Source organism: Gimesia aquarii (assembly GCF_007748175.1).
GTDB lineage: Bacteria > Planctomycetota > Planctomycetia > Planctomycetales > Planctomycetaceae > Gimesia > Gimesia aquarii_A.
Map to the genome: position 1 here is coordinate 2,044,178 of NZ_CP037422.1, position 18,233 is coordinate 2,062,410.

Annotated in this window: 11 protein-coding genes; 3 read left to right on the forward strand and 8 right to left on the reverse strand. The window is 45.7% G+C overall.

Translation table 11 applies throughout. The annotated features are described in order from the left end of the window. Nucleotides 1–136: 136 nt before the first annotated feature. Nucleotides 137–1,096 carry a DNA-methyltransferase gene (locus V202x_RS08195; protein ID WP_145172887.1) on the reverse strand — a complete coding sequence of 320 codons (960 nt, stop codon included), beginning with the start codon at nucleotides 1,094–1,096 and terminating at the stop codon, nucleotides 137–139. Between the two features lie 940 nt (nucleotides 1,097–2,036). On the opposite strand from V202x_RS08195, the gene V202x_RS08200 reads away from it, so the two are divergent. After that, nucleotides 2,037–2,483, forward strand: a complete 447-nt coding sequence (locus V202x_RS08200; RefSeq protein WP_145172889.1) for a hypothetical protein — start codon at nucleotides 2,037–2,039, stop codon at nucleotides 2,481–2,483. Nucleotides 2,484–2,521: 38 nt separating this feature from the next. Here the strand turns inward: V202x_RS08200 and V202x_RS08205 are convergent, their stop codons facing one another. From V202x_RS08205 to V202x_RS08230, 6 genes are all read right to left on the reverse strand, one after another. Then, nucleotides 2,522–2,899, reverse strand: a complete 378-nt coding sequence (locus V202x_RS08205; RefSeq protein ID WP_145172891.1) for a hypothetical protein — start codon at nucleotides 2,897–2,899, stop codon at nucleotides 2,522–2,524. A gap of 489 nt (nucleotides 2,900–3,388) precedes the next feature. After that, the gene (locus tag V202x_RS08210) at nucleotides 3,389–4,987 is read right to left on the reverse strand and encodes a class I adenylate-forming enzyme family protein (RefSeq protein WP_145172893.1); all 1,599 of its coding nucleotides are present in this window, start codon (nucleotides 4,985–4,987) and stop codon (nucleotides 3,389–3,391) included. Between the two features lie 383 nt (nucleotides 4,988–5,370). Further along, the gene (locus V202x_RS08215) at nucleotides 5,371–6,822 is read right to left on the reverse strand and encodes an FAD/NAD(P)-binding protein (RefSeq protein ID WP_145172895.1); all 1,452 of its coding nucleotides are present in this window, start codon (nucleotides 6,820–6,822) and stop codon (nucleotides 5,371–5,373) included. 197 nt (nucleotides 6,823–7,019) lie between these two features. Continuing rightward, nucleotides 7,020–7,433, reverse strand: a complete 414-nt coding sequence (yciA, locus tag V202x_RS08220) for an acyl-CoA thioester hydrolase YciA (protein ID WP_197993404.1) — start codon at nucleotides 7,431–7,433, stop codon at nucleotides 7,020–7,022. Between the two features lie 77 nt (nucleotides 7,434–7,510). Continuing rightward, the gene (locus V202x_RS08225; protein WP_145172899.1) at nucleotides 7,511–9,205 is read right to left on the reverse strand and encodes a thiamine pyrophosphate-binding protein; all 1,695 of its coding nucleotides are present in this window, start codon (nucleotides 9,203–9,205) and stop codon (nucleotides 7,511–7,513) included. Between the two features lie 60 nt (nucleotides 9,206–9,265). Then, entirely contained in the window at nucleotides 9,266–10,936 is a 1,671-nt protein-coding gene (locus V202x_RS08230; RefSeq protein ID WP_145172901.1) for an NAD-dependent malic enzyme, read from the reverse strand. 661 nt (nucleotides 10,937–11,597) lie between these two features. Here V202x_RS08230 and V202x_RS08235 point away from each other — a divergent pair. Together V202x_RS08235 and V202x_RS08240 are read left to right on the forward strand one after the other, a co-directional pair. Continuing rightward, entirely contained in the window at nucleotides 11,598–13,703 is a 2,106-nt protein-coding gene (locus tag V202x_RS08235; RefSeq protein WP_145172903.1) for an alpha/beta hydrolase family protein, read from the forward strand. 164 nt (nucleotides 13,704–13,867) lie between these two features. Next, nucleotides 13,868–16,186 (forward strand): alkaline phosphatase D family protein, encoded by a 2,319-nt coding sequence (locus V202x_RS08240; protein ID WP_145172905.1) that lies wholly within the window; start codon nucleotides 13,868–13,870, stop codon nucleotides 16,184–16,186. 139 nt (nucleotides 16,187–16,325) lie between these two features. Here V202x_RS08240 and V202x_RS08245 read toward each other — a convergent pair whose 3' ends face one another. Next, nucleotides 16,326–18,110 (reverse strand): cation:proton antiporter, encoded by a 1,785-nt coding sequence (locus V202x_RS08245; protein ID WP_145172907.1) that lies wholly within the window; start codon nucleotides 18,108–18,110, stop codon nucleotides 16,326–16,328. Nucleotides 18,111–18,233: the final 123 nt, after the last annotated feature.

Sequence of the window (18,233 nt, forward strand, 5' to 3'; positions counted from 1 at the left end):
CTAATGAGATATCAAAGCGGATCATGACCACGCCGGATATGAACGTGAATACTGGATGGGGAAATGATTCCCTGCTTACTTTGGTCTCATCGATACGTGAAAATGATATTTAGCTTTACCAAGTAATTCTTTACGTCTATTCATCCGCCATTAATTGTTCATCCAATGAAGGTTCCAATACATCTTCAAATGGATGGCCATTTTGCCATCCGACTTTCCCAGAATTGCGAAAATGTTCCAGTCGGCGGATCGAAATCTCACAGTAGATGGGATCCAGGTCTGCTGTTAGACAGCGTCGTCCCAACTGTTCACAGGATATTAATGTTGAACCAGAATGTGAAAAAAAATCGAGGACGCAATCACCGGGTTGTGAACTGGCAGAAATAATGCGTTCGGAAGACTTAAGAGGTTTTTGAGCATAACAGCCCGACACGTTTTCTTCCATGCGATAAAACACTTGCTGGATATCAACCCAGACGTTGCCCGGACGAATATTTTCTGATCTACCGCGCTCCAGATTTTCTGTTTTTCTGCCGTTAATCTTTTTATAGTAACCTCTTAGAATTTTGGGAATGTCCGTATATTGCACTTCAAAAAAAGGATTCCCTTTGGTGTAGTACAATAATTCTTGTCTGACGGCCATCCAATTTTTCTGTGTTCCATATCCTCTCTGATTTCTCATCGTGATGAAAGAGCGTGACTCAAATAACTCCAGCTGTTGCATCATCATCATAAATTGAGGCAAGGGCTGAAAATGTTGGTTTTGGTCTGCGCCTAACCAGACATAAAATGAAGCGTTATGAACCATAAATCGTTCAGAGAGTTGAACCCAGTCCGCACACCATTCAATAAATGCGTCGACATCCCGCAAATTGAAAGCAACCAGGTTATAAGGTGGATCATGTATCGCTAAAGAAGCCCGATCATCACGAACCAGGTTTTTTATGTGGCTTAGATTTGTCGCATCGGCACAGGCCACACGATGCTGTCCTAAAGGATCTTCCCAAACCTCTCCTAATGAAAGCCGACAATGAGGGAGTAAACGCTCTCGAAGTGCTTGGTCTTCATCAAGACGCGGCAGAGGATTGTTTTTCATATGGTCGTTTTCCTTAACGGCACTTTCTCTTCAGAACTCAATCTCCAGATCGAATGAAGAAAGTATAAATAAAATAAAAATGATTGGCATATCAACTCTGTCGAAATGCTGGGAATAATAATTATCTATAGATGATCGGAATGAAAAAACAACTACGCTGTGTTCAATCGAATAGAACTGTTTTTGTGATCTCCATACGCGTGAACATGGAAAGGAGGGAATCACTTTCCATAAGGAACTAAACGAAATGAGCCACCTTATTGAAACAGAACTCCTTTCTATCACAGTAATCCCAATTGTTTTGAACTATTTAATTTAGATGATTTCAGGTAAAGATATTTGAATCTGATTCACAGATAAGAATCATCAAATGGTATGGTACTTTGAGTAGAGGTATGTTGTATTTTCTTCTTATCAAAAGAAACAAGTTATGTAGTTGGAACGAAGCTCATTGAAGGAAGATTCAATTGAAAACTGGCACTACAAAAATGAGCTTGTTTGTTACTGTAAGAAGTGTTCGAATACTGAATTTGGAAGACCCGTTATACGATTTCACATTGGTAGGGAAATCATATTCATCTTGTATACACTCATTTTACTCGACCTGCAAGCGGAGTTCGCATTTGCACAATACACAATATTAATTTGACCACGTGTTAAAAAACTGAACATTCCACATACCATCTATCTTTTTGCACTCAAAAAATTTGAATGAAGTTGTAATAATACCTGTCAAGTTCTCAAACACGGCATGCATACAAAGCGATCAAATGATTAATAATCCTTTGTACATTTTCCCCTCCAATAAATGATGTAATCTGCCAGAAATTAGTCTGAAAAGAACGCGCTTTGAATCTAATCAATCTTGCGAAGAATTAATAGTGCAACCACACTCTGTAAACCGTGGTCTTTCATTCACGCACATGTAAAAGCTCGACCAATGCAATTGGAATTAACAGAGAAAGCAAAGATAAATGCCTCGGCTGGAGTCATTCACGACTGGCTCAGTAATCTGGAAAACTGGCCAAAGATTAATAGCAAGATCAAATCTATTGCTGTAGAGGGGAATAAGTGTATTGGCCAGCTTCAATTCAAAGGCAAAAACATCGACTTTGCTGGCATGGTTCCGGAAGATGACGACCCTCTAAAGGTCACCTGTAATCTAGTCGTGCAATCAGAACAGGAACAGCGAGCGCCCGATCATTTCACTGTGATCTACGAGATCATTCCCAAAGGTGGAAAAACTGAAATTATTGAACGCATTATTTTTGAGAAAGCAATCCCCTTTTGGGCCTGGCTACTGATAAAGTTGATAACGAAGTTTGGAAAACCGACAGGCAAAACCAATCTGCAACAAATTAAATCACATATTCCTACAATTGAATAAATGATATCAATAGATTGATTTAGAATCTCAATAGTCGTCTATTTTTTCTCTTTCAAGACAAACTCACCGTAATAGCCGATGTTGGATTTGTATTTTCCGCTGAGGGTCGCTCCTTTCATAAAGCCTGCCCACTGATATTTATGTCCTCGAATAGTGGCAGTCCCCGCGAGATTCAATTGATTACCATTTGGTCGAGATTGAAACGTAGCTTCATATTTAAACGGGTCCCCTTTGAACAACCCGGTAAATGTAGCCTTCCAGACTCCTTTGTCATCTGATGCCGCTACACACTTAAGTGGTCCACTTGTGTTATACTTGCGATTATTCCACTTCCCCTCCCAAGTTCGCTTTTCTCCCGCTTCCAAGATAGAGAGAGAACTCATCATACATAATGCAATCAATAAATAGCGTTTCATGATTGTCTTTCCCCCAAATATAAAGGCTTCGATTCCAAACTCAAAATTGTATCGCAGTACCAGTATTACATGATTCGACAAATGGTTCACAATTGCGACAAAATAATCAAAAAATATGCACTTGGCATTTTAGAGACCCATTTCTCATCGAATGGAGCCTTGTTTTCAGGTGGTTATTTACAGTTTGACACCACTGCGTCTCTCGCAAAACTCTGTGATCTGCGTCGCGCGCGTGCAGTTTTCCCCGTCTGCTTTCTTAGTTTACCAAATCTCAGCATATAAAGCGGAGACGAATATCCGGGAGTGCGGTGATTTGATACGAGCAAATCAGCGAGGTCAGAAGCTACTATTTTTAAGCACTGCGCCGCAATTTGAGATTCCGTTGTCTGGTGACCGACTGTGATCATTCCGCAAGGTAATCCTGAAACGAACGATTCATTCGAATTCACTCAGTTTATGGAATGTATAATTAATCGAAAGCTGCGTTTTTTATTCTGCTGATACCGACAGCTGCGAACGGTCTATTTTTAAGGCATGATTTAATGGAAATGATTCAACAATTTTAATGAAATCCGGAACCATTTGACGCGGCAGGTTTTTACGACAAATGGCATTCATTTCAGAAACTGATATTTGGTCAGTTTTGGAATTCAATTTGATATACAAAGCCAATCGAGTCCCCACATCTTTCGATTCGTACGGTACAGCTACTGCCTGCGAAATGGGGAATGATCTCAGGGCAAATTCTTCCAGATCAACCGGGTGCACTCGGTAACCAGAGATCTTGACTAACGCATTACGTCGTCCCTTGAGGATAATCCAGCCTGCCTCGTCCATCGTTGCCAGATCTCCTGTGTACAACCAACCGTTTCTGATGCGCTGTCTCGTTTCTGTCGCATCGCGCCAATATCCTCGCATGACATTGGCACCTTTGGCACGCAGCTCTCCCACAGTTCCCGGCTCAGTCGTACGTCCTTTTTCATCCACTACTTCCAGAATCACTCCTGGAATCGCGCGACCAATGCACCCGTCAGCTAACTCGGGCAGATCTTCAGGAGGCACATAAGCTAGGCGGGCCGTTGCCTCTGTCTGACCATACATCACATAAAAGCGAGCGGGGACAATACACTGACTGATTTCAACAGAAAGCGCGTGCGGCAATGCACCACCGGCTACCGACATATAGCGTAATGAGGAAAGATTGGCTTTCTTAAAAGACGTTCGCTCTAATAAAGTCCGGAATAAATCTGGTACTGCAGACAGACTGGTACAACGATGAAAAATCGCAGCTTTCACAATGCTCTCTGGAAACAAGGCGTTACCATCTAAAACTAAGTGCGCACCCAACAAGATATGTGACTGCAAGATGGAATTTCCAAACGCATGATGAAATGGTAGCATACATAAAGGACGCTCATCCATTTTCAATTCAAGATACTCCTGAATCGACTGGGCATTCGAAATCAAGTTGGAATGACTGAGCATCACCCCTTTGGGCTTACCACTGGAACCAGCTGTGAAAAAAATCGCAGCCAGATCATCTGCGGTGGTGACAATGGGCTTTGGAGGAATCGTTTGGTTTTGTGCCCCTAACTCATCATTACAGATGGTATCACTCTGAAGTCCTTTTAAGTCAGGCTGTCGACTCAGAACCTGCGAAGTCGAAATAATATAAAAGGCTTCTGTTGATTCGAGAATCTTCTGAAGTGTTCCTCGCTCTGTATTAGCGGGCAAAGGGACTACAACTCCCCCCGACATTAAGATTCCATAAAACGCGGCAATATAAGCGATCGAGTTAGGCACTAAGAGAATCACACGATGGCTTGGCTGATATTCAGGATGACTTTGGAGTTGATCAGATATTTTTTGGGCCGCAGACAGCAGGCTATGATACTTCCACGATGCTACAGAATTCGAAATCGCAGGTCGGTCCGCATGGCGGGTTGCGACGTCACAAAACAGCTCTCCCAAGCTGAAACGAGACGTTGTTTCCTGACTCTCAACGGGGTTGAACTGATAGTCCCAGTTTGAATCAATTCCACTCTTGATAAACAACAGTTTTGATAAAAAATCAGTGGTAGAGTTCATACGAAGTCATCTTGACTAGATCGGCGTGTTTTAGAGCTTCACTCTGATCATTTTGTCTTGCGTTTTATACATCTCACCCGAACAAAACGAGTTTATCCCAAACAACAGTCCGGAATAATATCCCTCATAAATATCGGGCTTCTGGTATCGCTGTTCTTCTATAAACTTAGGTCACTTCCTCCTTTTTAAAATACCCATCAACACAAACAACCTAAACATCCTATTTACACAGAGATTGCAAACGGACTTTCTGCTAAATTTCAGAAATAGAGGTAATTGAACTCATGCAAAAAATAACAATCTCTGTCATTTGAACAATGAGCAGGGCAAAGGGAGTGATTGTCCCTCTGGCAATTCTGGCGAACGTCACAACTGCAAATCCATCAAATATAATATTCGATGACATGCTCTTCTTCGACAGAGAATCGATAATCATGTCCCGGCGTAACCAATGCGACATCGTCCAGGAGCAATTGAGCGACTCGCATCGCCTGACCACGTAATTCCGGAACGGCCGTTGTTTCCCAAAGTGTCCCTTTCATCAAAGGACCAATGGCAAACAAAGACTCAGATGGATTTCCTTCCGCATTCATCACAGCAAAATCTGCGGCCACATCAATGCCCATGTCCAGTTCATCGGGTCGAATCAATCCCCGTTTCAACAGGTTTTGAAACAATGGGACACTGGTGTCTGAAAAACCGCTGTTGGGACCCGTGCAATTTACAACCAGTCCCCCAGACAGCAACTGCTCGTTTCCCGATCTGTCTTGAAGTGCTACTTCCACTTTGTCACCTTGCTCTCTCAGTCCGGAAATTCGACCACGCATCACACGTAATCGCCCCTCCGTAATGGCTTCTGTGACCCGTTGATGAATGGGTTGGGCGATTCGGTGACGAATCACATTCCAGCGTGCTGCATAACGTTTGAGAAACTCCTGTTTTTCGGACACCAGAAACTGCTGCCAGATGCGCTGGGTATGTGGTCGCAAACGATCTACAACGATTCCCGGATTCTCACCGATCCGTTGCAGTTGTCGACAATGCTTTTCCAACAATTCGACAAGCTTCTCAAGTCCCAGTTTTTCCGGTTCGGGTGGGAGAAAATCGGGATACTCGATTCCACGAAAATGGGCCTGGGGAATCATCCCATTATGGGAAATCGCGATGATATTCCCCTCCCATTCCTGCTCGCTGAGCGTCAGGAAGACATCGACCATCGATAGCCCTGTTCCCAGGACAATAACGTCCTCCTTCGAATCAGGAATTTGTTCCATCCAGTTTCCCCACGGATCTGGCGAATAAGCGGGGTGTGAAAACGAGTGATCAGAAAATGCGACAGGTGAGGGAGGCTGATTGCCGGTGGCAAGCAGGACACGGTCCGCTTCGACCGTTTCCCCATCTTTGAGAGTGATCTCTGCACATCCATCATAATTGAGTTCAATATCTACGGCTTCATTTTCGATCACATGAATTTCAGCAGGATGGTGACTATCGATGGGCTGCATATAGTTTGACAATATACTGCGCAAGTAGTCTCCATAGATTCGCCGTGGTACGTATGTCTCACGAAGTTGGGGATCTGGTAAGTCGCTATAATCAACGCGTGTTCGGAGCCAGTCGAGGAAATGGTTGGCATGATCGGGAACAGCCGACATATTTCGAGCTGCTACATTCAGTAGATGCTCTTCGCGCTTCGTACCATAGGCCACGCCACGTCCCAGTGGATATTTATCATTGATCAGTTGAATGCAAAGAGGACCTGTGCTCAGTCGCGCCAAATTGACGGCTGCCATTGTTCCACTGAACCCTCCACCAATAATCGCCACTTTCTTCATGAGTTTCTGATCCTTTCGCGCTGTTCATTGGCAGTTGAAAATATTTCTGGCCAACAGAAGTCATTCACTTTTTGCTTCTGGTAAATTCAGTTCAATCAGACTCAGAGAGTCATTCCAATTGTACACGGAACAAGTCCCCAGCAACAGACTGGCAGCGATGAATCTCTGTTTAATGCGAGTGTGAATTTGAGAACCGTTTAGGTGCCTTGTTTGACAATCGGCGTTTTCTTACCGTGTTTGTCAATGGCCACATAAGTAAACGCAGCCTCAGTGACTTTAAAACTGGGACAATCGTAATCTTCATGGCGCAGCACCGGCTCCACCCAGACTTCAAGTTGCAGTTTAATAGATGTCGTACCAATTCTTTCAACCGTTCCATAACAACATACGACATCCCCTACCTTGACGGGTCGAATGAATTTCATCGATTCAACGGCAATGGTTACTGTGCGCGTACTTGAAATCTCTTTCGACATGATTCCACCAGCGATATCCATCTGTGACATGATCCAGCCGCCAAAAATGTCTCCGTTCGCATTGGTGTCGGCGGGCATCGCCAGGGTTCGCAGAATCAGCTTCCCATCGGGCAATTCACAGACTTCTTCCATCAGTTTCCATCCTCAGTCTATTTTGCAAACATTCACGCTCATGTGGCTTTACCACAGAGACCAATATGGTTCTCATTCCACTATGCAGAGTGTGGTGGACGGCCATTATTTTTGGCCACATGCCCTCCCCAGACAAGCAGATTCTTACTGCAATCATCCCGGTCGATGAGCACTTCAATGAAGGCAGGACCATCATGGGCCACCGCTTGTTGAATCGCATCGTCCAGTTCCCCTTCTGTACCAGCCTTGCAACCCCAGCCATTTCCATCTTCTGCATTGAAGACATTCACCAGTTCCGCGTAATTCCAGTTCTTAATGGTATTGTACGGTCCATCATGAATTTCCACTTCAATTGTATAACCACCATTGTTGATCAGGAAAATGATCGGTTTCAATCCGTAACGGATGATCGTGGAGACTTCCTGAGCCGTCAGTTGAAACGAGCCATCTCCAATCAGAGCAATCGGACGTTGATTCGGTGCACCGATACTATAACCCAGCGTGGCACCAACGGACCAGCCGATCGAACCGTATTGCATTTGGACTTCAAACCGTGAACCTGTCGGCAAATCGAGCTGAATTCCATTGAACCACGAATCACCCGTCTCCGCGATCACTGCGGAATCGGGGCCTAACATCTGTTGAATGCGTGAAAAGAGTTGACGTGTGGAAAGAGGTGTTTCCGGCGCCCCGGGGCGGAGTGGCGTCACTTCTTCCTGAATTCGTTTATAGGCCACCATCGATGCATCATTCGGTTTCAGTTTCGTGGAAAGTGACTCAAGAAAGTCTGCTAATTTGACATTACTGAAAGTACGGTCGGGGAACACTACACTGTTCGGTAAGGCTTGTATGACTTGCGTCGGATTAATTAAAGCCGCGTGTCCTGTGGTGGTGTAATCAGTAAATGTAGGACCGGCAAACAAACAGAGATCTGCAGAATCGACAATTTCTCCACAGCCGGGTGAACCCACGGGACCCCAGTAGATTCCGATGTAGTTCGCATGCTGTTCGTCAAAAAAACCTTTTGCGTTGGGCATTGTGGCGATTGCATACCCCGACGCATCCGCGAGTTTATGAAAGTGTTCCTCTGCTCCAAACGAACGTAGTTTGACTCCCGCGACCATCACAGGTTTGACTGCTGCATTGAGTAGCTCTGCCGCGTGTTCGACGGCGGCGTTTAACGACAGTGGATCACTGGCCGTCGGTCCCCCGAACTCTCGTACGGTCGGTTCTGCAGTCACAGCCGAAGCGATGTTGCAGGCAATCTCAATATAAACAGGCTTGCGAAAACGAAGTGCCGTTTGAATGGCATGATCAATTTGAGCAGGCGCTTCGCGAGGATCATGGATCGTGACCGCTTCGGCAGTCACCTTTGAAAAGATATCACGTTGATAGTCATAATCGAGCGTCCCCAACGTGTGATGTAACATTTCAAATTCGGATTCCGAATTGGTATTCGGCCCTCCCGAAACGGCAATCACAGGCAAGTCTTCTGCATACGCCCCCGCAATGGCATTGAGCAGACTCAAACCTCCGACACTATAAGTAACGAAGACAGCACTGGCACCTCCTGTGGCCCGCGCATATCCATCGGCGGCATACCCTGCGTTCAATTCATTACAGCAGGAAATCATCTGCATATTTTTGTTTTCCAGCAGCTTGTCAAGCAAGACGAGATTATAGTCACCCGGCACAGCAAAGTAATGCTGTAAACCGATTTCTTCCAACCGTGAAGCAAGATAGGAACCAACTGTAGTAGTGCAATGATCAGACATGAAATTTCCTTATATCAATTGATGCGCATATCATCCTAAGATGCAACATGACTTGCTGTGTTAATACTCTGGTTTCCACATGGTTTGCTCAATCCGCTGATTAATTTCATCGGGAGTAACGGAGTCAGCCACACCAGCTTCAATCGCAGCTGCGGCAACGGCCTTTGCAATATGTCGCCCGACTTCGCGAATGTTAGTCAATGGAGGCAGTAACGATGCAGTGGGGTCTTTGAGCGCCGGCGAAGTTTCTTTCAGTGCTGATGCCGCTGCCATGAACATAGAATCGGTAACACGCCGTGCCCGAGAAGCCAGAATACCCAGCCCCATCGCAGGGAAAATATAACTATTGTTACATTGTGCGATAGTATGGGTCACACCATTAAATTCGACAGGATCAAAAGGGCTGCCGGTGGCGATCACCGCTTTCCCATCAGTCCACTTCAGTAAGTCGGCTGGAGTCGCTTCTGCCCGTGAAGTCGGATTCGAAAGTGGAAAGATTACAGGTCGTTCCACGTGTTTAGCCATTTCGCGAATAATGTCCTCAGAAAAGGCGCCCGTTTGTCCGGTTGCTCCGATCAGCACTCCCGGCTTGCTGTTGCGAACCACATCTGCAAAAGAGATCGCCCCCGACACATCGCAGTCCCAGCCGTTTAGATTTTCAGGTGACTGCGCCAACTGTTGATGCAGTTCGTCCAGATCCGTTCGGCCAGAATGCAGTAAACCATCTTTGTCGATCACGTAGAAACGCGAACGGGCTTCCGGTTCGCTCATTCCCGCGAGTAACATGGCCTGTTTCAGTTGTAAACAGATCCCCACGCCGGCAGAGCCTGCTCCCAACATGACAATCTGCTGGTCTTTCAGATCACCCCCGGAAGCGGCAATCGCAGCCAGAATCGTACCTGTTGTCACAGCGGCTGTGCCCTGGATATCATCGTTAAACGTACAAAGATCATTGCGGTACTGATCGAGAATTCGCTCGGCGTCGACGGATGCAAAGTCCTCCCATTGTAAAAGCACATTGGGGAACCGCTTCTTGACGGCTGCAACAAATTGCCCGATGAAAGCATCATACTCAGCGCCTTTAATCCGATTCTCGCGCCAACCCATATAACGCGGGTCGTCCAACCGTTCCTGATTATTGGTTCCCAGATCCAAGACAATTGGTAATGTTCTGGCAGGATCGACCCCACCACACAAAGTGTAGAGCGATAGTTTTCCAATCGGAATGCCCATACCACCCACTCCCTGGTCACCCAGGCCAAGGATGCGTTCACCGTCGGTCACCACAATCACATCGACATCGCGTTGCACATTTTCGAAGATGGCATCCATGGAATCACGTTCGGGATAAGAGATGAAGATCCCGCGCGGGCGTCGGTAGATATGGCTGAACCGCTGGCAGGCCAATCCTACAACGGGCGTATAAACAATGGGCATCATCTCGGTGATATGCTCCAGCAGCAAGCGATAGAACAATGTTTCGTTTTCGTCCTGAAGCTGTCTCAGAAAGATATGCTTGTCAATATTGTCATGGAAATCACAGAACGCCTCATACGCACGATCCACCTGTTCGTCGAGCGTATCGACGTGCGGAGGCAACAAACCGAGCAGTCCATTTTCGATTCGTTCCTGTTCGGTAAATGCAGTTCCCTTATTCAAAATTGGATCCTCAATCAACAAGGTTCCTTTTTTCTGAATTGTATTTCCCTCTGTTGACCGTCCTGAATTCATGGCAAGATTTGTCCCGATGTGAAAAAAACGGATTGATAATGAGTCGATCAAAAGCTGTGACCCGCAGCTACCGAAAGGTCAGGCATAGAATAATGTATAAGCAGTCTGTCTGTCGATGTTACTCTCAAGAAAGTCGGACGATTCCTTCAAGCTAACGGCATTCATGCCAAAATGCCCAGGAATTGACTGATCTCCAAAAATGCTTACTTTGCATTGTGTGACGTAATGCCGGAAATTACATCATCAGCATTTCACTCAGATAAACTTGAAAGTCTCTGTCTGATCTCCCATTGTTGGAACATTCAATATTGTGTTAGTACCAATGTCACTGTTAGAACTACCTGATCAAAATCTGACAAGAATCTCGCGATGAGTTGTTAACAGACGCGCTGGTCTCAATCATGAAATTACAACAGCCTTCAAAATGGAGCACGACTGGAGTCTCTCGTTGCCAGTGACGATCTCGAAGATCTAATAAAAAATGTTTCGTGATCAGCTGAGAATTCTTATCCTTCGAGATTTTCTTGCTTCAATTACAACTATTGTTTGTGTCAAGTTCGTCTTACGACTATAATAATAAATATTGTTAATTTATTGTTATTTGAACTCATCCCTCCTTACAACACAACCCTCCTGAATTTCCTGCTGATAAGGCTCTCTGATGAATCCACTACTTAAGCTGATTGCGTTTTGTTCTGCCATCTTTCTCACTACCCGAGTTAATGCCACAGAAGATCTGAATGTCCTCCCCCCCGCGACTGGCAAAATAGCTGAGGTCGGGCATGTTTATCATGCGTTGCAGCAGCAAAGTTATGATGCTTCTGCGAAACGCCAGGCTGAATACGAAGCATTAAAAACCCCTGAACAATGTGAAGCCTATCAAAAACGAATGAAGGAATTCTTTCGAACACAAATCGGAGGCTTCCCTGAACGCACACCGTTGAACCCGCGCATCATTGGCCGCCTGAAAGGGAAAGGGTTTCGTGTCGAAAATGTGATTTACGAAAGCTGGCCCGGCCATCATGTGACCGCGAATCTTTATCTACCCACATCAAAGCCTCCCTATCCCGGTGTGCTCATTCCTTGCGGACATAGCCATGATGGGAAAGCCGATGATCGCTATCAGCGCGTCTGTATGTTACTGGCTCAAAATGGAATGGCGGCGATTTGTTACGATCCTATCGGACAGGGAGAACGCTATCAGGTGCTTTCTAAACAACCGAATGAATTTTTCCGAGGCACAAAACGATATCGTCCGCCTCATCCGCAGGTTCAGTTTTATTGCACTGCAGAACATACACTGATGTCAGTCAGTTCGATTCCCCTGGGAAGTAACGCTGCCCGTTATCGCATCTGGGATGGAATGCGCAGTATCGATTATTTAGTCAGTCGTCCTGATATCGATCCGAAACAAATCGGTTGTGCAGGAAACTCGGGTGGGGGAACTCTTACCAGTTACCTGATGGCCCTTGATGATCGCGTCAAATGCGCAGCTCCGGGTTGTTACTCCACCATGTATCGGTCATTAATCGATTTTAATGGTCCTCAAGACGGGGAGCAGATTATTTTTGGACAACTGGCTTATGGATTGGATATTCCTAATTATACTTTGATGCGGGCTCCCAAACCGACCTTAATCTGTGCCGCCACCCATGACAGCACCTTTAAGATCGAAGGGACCTGGGAATTGTTCCGCGAAGCCAAACGTTTTTATACACGAATGGGATACGCCGAGCGTGTCGATCTCATCGAAGCGGATGCACCACATGGCTTTGGTCTGAAACTGCGTGAAGGAACCGCACGCTGGATGAGTCGCTGGCTACTGAATAAAGAAAACGCGATCTTCGAAGGCGAATTGCCTGTATTCACCTATCAGGAATTGCAATGTTCGCAGTCAGGACAAATTTTACTGGATGCCGGCGAGCGTTCGCTGTTTGAAATTAATCAGGGTTTAAATCAAGAACTGGCAGAAGAGCGTATTAAACAGTGGGCAAACATGGATCTGAATACCGCCCGTAAAAAAGTGCGTGATATCACCAACATTACAAAACTGGATGACCTTCATCGGCCAGAATTCAAAGAAGTCGGCACCATCAAACGTAAAGGCTATCATATCAAGAAAATGATTCTGACCCCTGAACATGGTGTGCCTCTGCCAGCACTGTTGTTCCATCCCGATGATGTCTCAGGTGAAATCGTGCTCTATCTCAACGGAGCAGGGAAGCAAGTTGACGCTGCACTGGGAGGAAAAATCGAACAACGTATGAAACAAGGTGATGTCGTCATGGCCCTTGATGTTCGCTGCATTGGCGAAACTTCACGTAAAAACAACCGGCGGATTAACTGGGCCCATGGTTTACTTGGTCCCAATTACCATGAATTTGCACTGGCATTTCTGTTGGGGGATTCGATGGTTAAATTACGGGCGGAAGACATTCTGGTTTCAGCACGATTTCTTTCGGAATACCAATCAAAAGCAAAGCCAAGAAAAATTGAACTGACGGCCATCGGAGAAACGGCCATCCCCGCCTTGCATGCGGCGGCTTTGGAGCCAGATCAGTTCTCGCAGGTTAATTTAAGTTACATGATCCCTTCCTGGGGTGAGGTTGTCAAAACACCCGAAACTCATAATCAGTTAATCAACACGGTTCATGGTGCGTTAAAAGTGTATGACTTGCCAGACCTGATCAAATTAGCCGGAGCGTCCAAAGTCAAAGTCTCTCATCCCGCTTCCGTCACAGAAAATCTGGCTGCAAAAGATCAATAAAAGTACCGGCTGTTACTAAAGAACGCTAAGCAACTGCATTCAGTGAACCACGCTGGACAAAGCCCTCTGCGCCCTTAATAATGGATTTTCTGGACTTATTATTTCATAACATGCTCAACACAGCCAATACGTTTGGCTGCCTGTGCTCGATAGGAGAATATTAAATGCAATCACTAACCCGCCGGATGGCTTTGAAACTCTTTGCCTTGGGAACCACCCTTTTCGGATTCAAAAAACCAACGTCGGTTTCTGCCTCTGAAAAGAGAGAGGAGCCCTCCGTCATCGGTCGCTGGAATAAAACCCACGATCGAGTCTGGCTGGGAGAAGAATTCTGGGCTAATCCCATGGAAGATTGGCGGATTGTGGATGGGGCTGCTGAATGCCAGTCAACCGGAGGGAGCCGCAATGTGCAACTTGTGACTCACCAATTGACTAACACCGATGCTGCTTTTGAGATGTCAGTCCGAGTGAGTCAGGTCGAAAAGAAACAGCAGGATGGCGGTGTTGGTTTTCGAGTGGGTGTCAAAAGTGATATCAATGAATATCGCAGTAATTGTTTTGCCAGAAGCGGAATCAAGGCTGGTCTGGTGGCGGGAACGATGGTGCTTGGGAACAAGCAGCAAAAGTTAAGTCAGCCCGCTAACATGAAAGACTGTATCTTAACGCTCATCGGCAAGCCGCAGGGGGAAAAGTACGCATTGACTTTAATTGTGTCCAATCCCGAGTCTGATAAACCTCTCGGTTCGCTCACACAAAGTTTTCCCAAGCAGGCGATTCTCGGAAATGTGGCACTTGTCAGTAACTTTGATGCCCGGTTTAAACGCAAGATTGGCGCACGCTATCGCTTCCGCGACTGGTCCGTTTCCGGTGATGCGTTCACAGTCTCTCCCGAGCATAAGTTCGGTCCGATTTTATGGTCCCAGTATACACTCAGTGATTCTCGAAGCCCTGAAGGTTTCGTGATGAAGCTCAGCGCTTTGACGGGGCCTTTAGGCGAAAAAGATAACAAAGAGGTCGAATTATTCATCAAGCAAGCGGGCGAATGGAAATCGCTGGGAACTGCGCCACTGGATACCGATGCCTGGACGGCAACCTTTCGCATCCCTAACTGGAATGAAAAAGAAACAACGCCCTTCAAATTGGTTTATAAAGAAAAACATACGGATGGCACTGAAAGCACCACAGAACGAACCGGCATCATTCGAGAAAATCCCGAAGGTCGCCCTCTGCGGTTGGGGGCATTGACCTGTCAGAAAGACTACGGATTTCCTTACGAACCAGTGGCGAATAACTTGCTGAAAGTCGATCCTGATTTACTCTATTTCTCCGGTGATCAGCTTTATGAAGATCATGGTGGTTTCGGCCTGATTCGTGACCCCGCGGGACCTGCGATTTTGAACTACCTCCGTAAGTTCTACATGCATGGCTGGGCCTTTGGTGAAGCGATGCGGGACCGCCCCACGGTCTGTATTCCCGATGACCACGATGTCTTCCAGGGAAACATCTGGGGAGAAGGGGGTATGAAGATGACAGAAGGTTCAACTTCCTCCAAAGGAGGCTACCGAGAACCGGCGCGGATGGTTAACGTCGTTCACAAAACCTGTGCCGGGCATCATCCCGATTACTATGACCCCACTCCCTGCAAACAAGACATCAGCGTTTACTATGGCGATATGGTCTATGGTGGAGTCAGTTTTGCAATCCTGGGAGACCGGCAATTCAAAAGTGGTCCGGAACGCGTCGAGACGGGTAGCGGTAGAGCAGACCATGTCAGTGATCCGAACTTTGATAGCTCCAAGCTGGATAAACCGGGACTTGAGTTACTGGGAGATCGGCAGGAAAAATTCCTGGAACACTGGTGTGATGACTGGCGAGCACACAACATAAAGGTCCTGCTCAGTCAAACCGTTTTTGCCGGTGTTGCCACGCATCATGGCGGATACAAAGGTTATCTGAAGGCCGACCTGGATTCCGGGAGCTGGCCGCAAACGGCACGAAACCGCACGGTTCGTATTCTTCGGAAAGGAATGCCGCTTCATGTCAACGGCGACCAGCACTTAACGACACTCTCACAATATGGTGCCGACGAACAGCGTGACAGTTGCTGGTCGTTTTGTACGCCCGCGATTTCGGCCGGCTATCCTCGCTGGTGGCGTCCGGATGAAGTGAACATGCCACACAAAAACCGTCCGAAACATGGCAGGGACAATACGGGAGAATATATTGATGGCTTCGGAAACAAGGTCTATGTCTATGCCGTTGGGAATCCTGAACCAGGTACCGAGAAGAATCGTTACGATCTGGCACATCAGAAGGGAAGTGGCTTTGGATTGGTTCTGATCGATCCTAAAACCAAAACCTATACACTGAATTGCTATCGGTTTCTGGTCGACGTTAACGATGGGAAAGAGTCCAATCAGTTTCCAGGTTGGCCTGTCACCCTTCACCAAAAAGAAAATGGTGGTAATAATTTACTTGGCTAAATCACTGTATAAGAATTCCCATTAATCAGATTCAATACTACTATCGGCTAGAAATGGAAACTGTATTTTCTCAACGTGTCTAATCATCTCGAATCGATAATGAATCATTTAAAGTGAGAGGTCAATGTTGTTGAGTTTTCTATGACATCCCCATGATTTTCCAATTTGCTTTTGGTAGGAAATCTGGGGTGGGAGTGAAGACATAAATATTCTCGTTGGGGTCAATAGCAAACAACATCAAACGAGCTTCACCTTGTCGCTCAAGATAATCATCGTATGAAAATTCTTCCGTCAGCAATGTAGTTTTCATTTCTGCACCATCGATTAAACGTTTTTCCAGATCTTCGTATGAAATCGTTTCATCGAATAGAATTCGCCCTCCATATTTGAAACTCGATTTCTCTTCTGCTTTTCCATTTTGTGGTTGGTGATTGCGAATGCTATAAATAAACTTAGGCCCGAATTCCAATCGAAAGTATTGAGCGGCTAATGCGTTCAATTCAATATGCGACGACATTGCCAAAAGATGCCCTATACCAGTCAAATTCAGATGGCGCTCAGCGTGTTCTGAAACGGGGTTCCCCCAATAGGCATATAAGCCCTTCAACTTTGCTTTCGTGACAGAAGACCAGTCTTGATCTGTCAGTAATGTTCTAAAGCCGTTGTTCATTAATTCCTTAGCAATAGTTTGAGTCACAATATTAACACCAATAATGAGAAAACCTTTAGGATCTGGCTCAGCGACCTTTAAGGCTTTAGCAATTGGTCTGGCTGTGACACTTTGCAGTAATACCGTTCCAATAATCACAAAAAAAGTGAGTGGAACCATTTGGGATGCCTGTGCGTAACCGATTGATTCCAGCTTGATAGCAAACAGCGCTGAAATAGCAGCTGCAATAATGCCTCGGGGAGCAATCCATGACAAGAGGTGACGTTCGGCTACAGTCAATTTTGATCCAAGAGCGCAGAGATGCACACTCAAAGGACGAGCTAACAATTGAATGATAATGAAGATACCGACAGCAGGCCAACCAAGATCAATAAAAGCACTAAGGTTCAATCTCGCTGCTAGTAAAATAAAAAGTATTGAAACCAAAAGAATACTGAGAGTTTCCTTAAAATCCAGAATGTCTTCGAGCTTCAACGATTTCATGTTGGCCAACCAGATACCCATCACAGTCACAGAAAGCAATCCTGATTCAGCTTCAAGCAGATTAGACACCGCAAAGATAATGCATACAAATGCCAATGCCGCAATGTTATGAAGATATTGTGGAATCCAATATTTCTTTAAAAGGAATCCGAAACAAAACCCTCCGGCAATACCAAACAAAACTCCGATAAGTAGAATCTTTCCAAATACAATCGACCCTGCTAAAAAGCCATCATCTGCTCCTCCGGCAACAATAAATTCAAATACCAACACAGCCAGAATCGCACCAATAGGATCAATCAAGATTCCTTCCCATTGCAAAATATTAGCAACATTCTCTTTGGGGCGTACCGTTCGTAACATTGGCATAATCACTGTAGGACCTGTGACAACCATGAGGGCTCCAAAAAGAAATGAGACTTCCCAGGAAAACCCAAGTAGTACGCGTGTTGCAATCGCAACGACCATCCAGGTAATTAATACTCCAAAGGTGATCAAATTGCGTATCACTTGTGCTAATCCAGGAATATCCTGAAATTTTAAAGTCAAGCTGCCTTCAAAAAGAATAACTGCGACTGCCAGGGAAACAAATGGGAAAAGCAGGTCACCAAATAATTGATCTGGCTGAAGCCATTGCATTACTGGGCCAGCCACAATTCCTACTGGTAATAAAAAAATAATCGCGGGAAGTTTCACACGCCAGGCAATCCATTGACATGCCATAGCGGCAAGAAGGATGCATGCTAGTGACATAATTGCATGTTCGCCCATCGTGACTTCCTGTTGTCTGTTTTACTTTAAAAATCTGTTTCATTGCTTCGCAGTGATTTGTGTGACCCAAGCGTAATTTTAACCAGACATCTTGACATGATAGAACCGTGTGGTCTAGTTGGA

Bases quoted from the DNA above. Each gene is read 5' to 3' on its own strand.
- V202x_RS08205 (WP_145172891.1), bottom strand. From the start codon at position 2,899: ATGAAACGCTATTTATTGATTGCATTATGTATGATGAGTTCTCTCTCT.
- V202x_RS08225 (WP_145172899.1), bottom strand. From the start codon at position 9,205: ATGTCTGATCATTGCACTACTACAGTTGGTTCCTATCTTGCTTCACGG.
- V202x_RS08215 (WP_145172895.1), bottom strand. From the start codon at position 6,822: ATGAAGAAAGTGGCGATTATTGGTGGAGGGTTCAGTGGAACAATGGCA.
- V202x_RS08195 (WP_145172887.1), bottom strand. From the start codon at position 1,096: ATGAAAAACAATCCTCTGCCGCGTCTTGATGAAGACCAAGCACTTCGA.
- V202x_RS08230 (WP_145172901.1), bottom strand. From the start codon at position 10,936: ATGAATTCAGGACGGTCAACAGAGGGAAATACAATTCAGAAAAAAGGA.
- V202x_RS08235 (WP_145172903.1), top strand. From the start codon at position 11,598: ATGAATCCACTACTTAAGCTGATTGCGTTTTGTTCTGCCATCTTTCTC.
- V202x_RS08200 (WP_145172889.1), top strand. From the start codon at position 2,037: ATGCAATTGGAATTAACAGAGAAAGCAAAGATAAATGCCTCGGCTGGA.
- V202x_RS08245 (WP_145172907.1), bottom strand. From the start codon at position 18,110: ATGGGCGAACATGCAATTATGTCACTAGCATGCATCCTTCTTGCCGCT.
- V202x_RS08210 (WP_145172893.1), bottom strand. From the start codon at position 4,987: ATGAACTCTACCACTGATTTTTTATCAAAACTGTTGTTTATCAAGAGT.
- V202x_RS08240 (WP_145172905.1), top strand. From the start codon at position 13,868: ATGCAATCACTAACCCGCCGGATGGCTTTGAAACTCTTTGCCTTGGGA.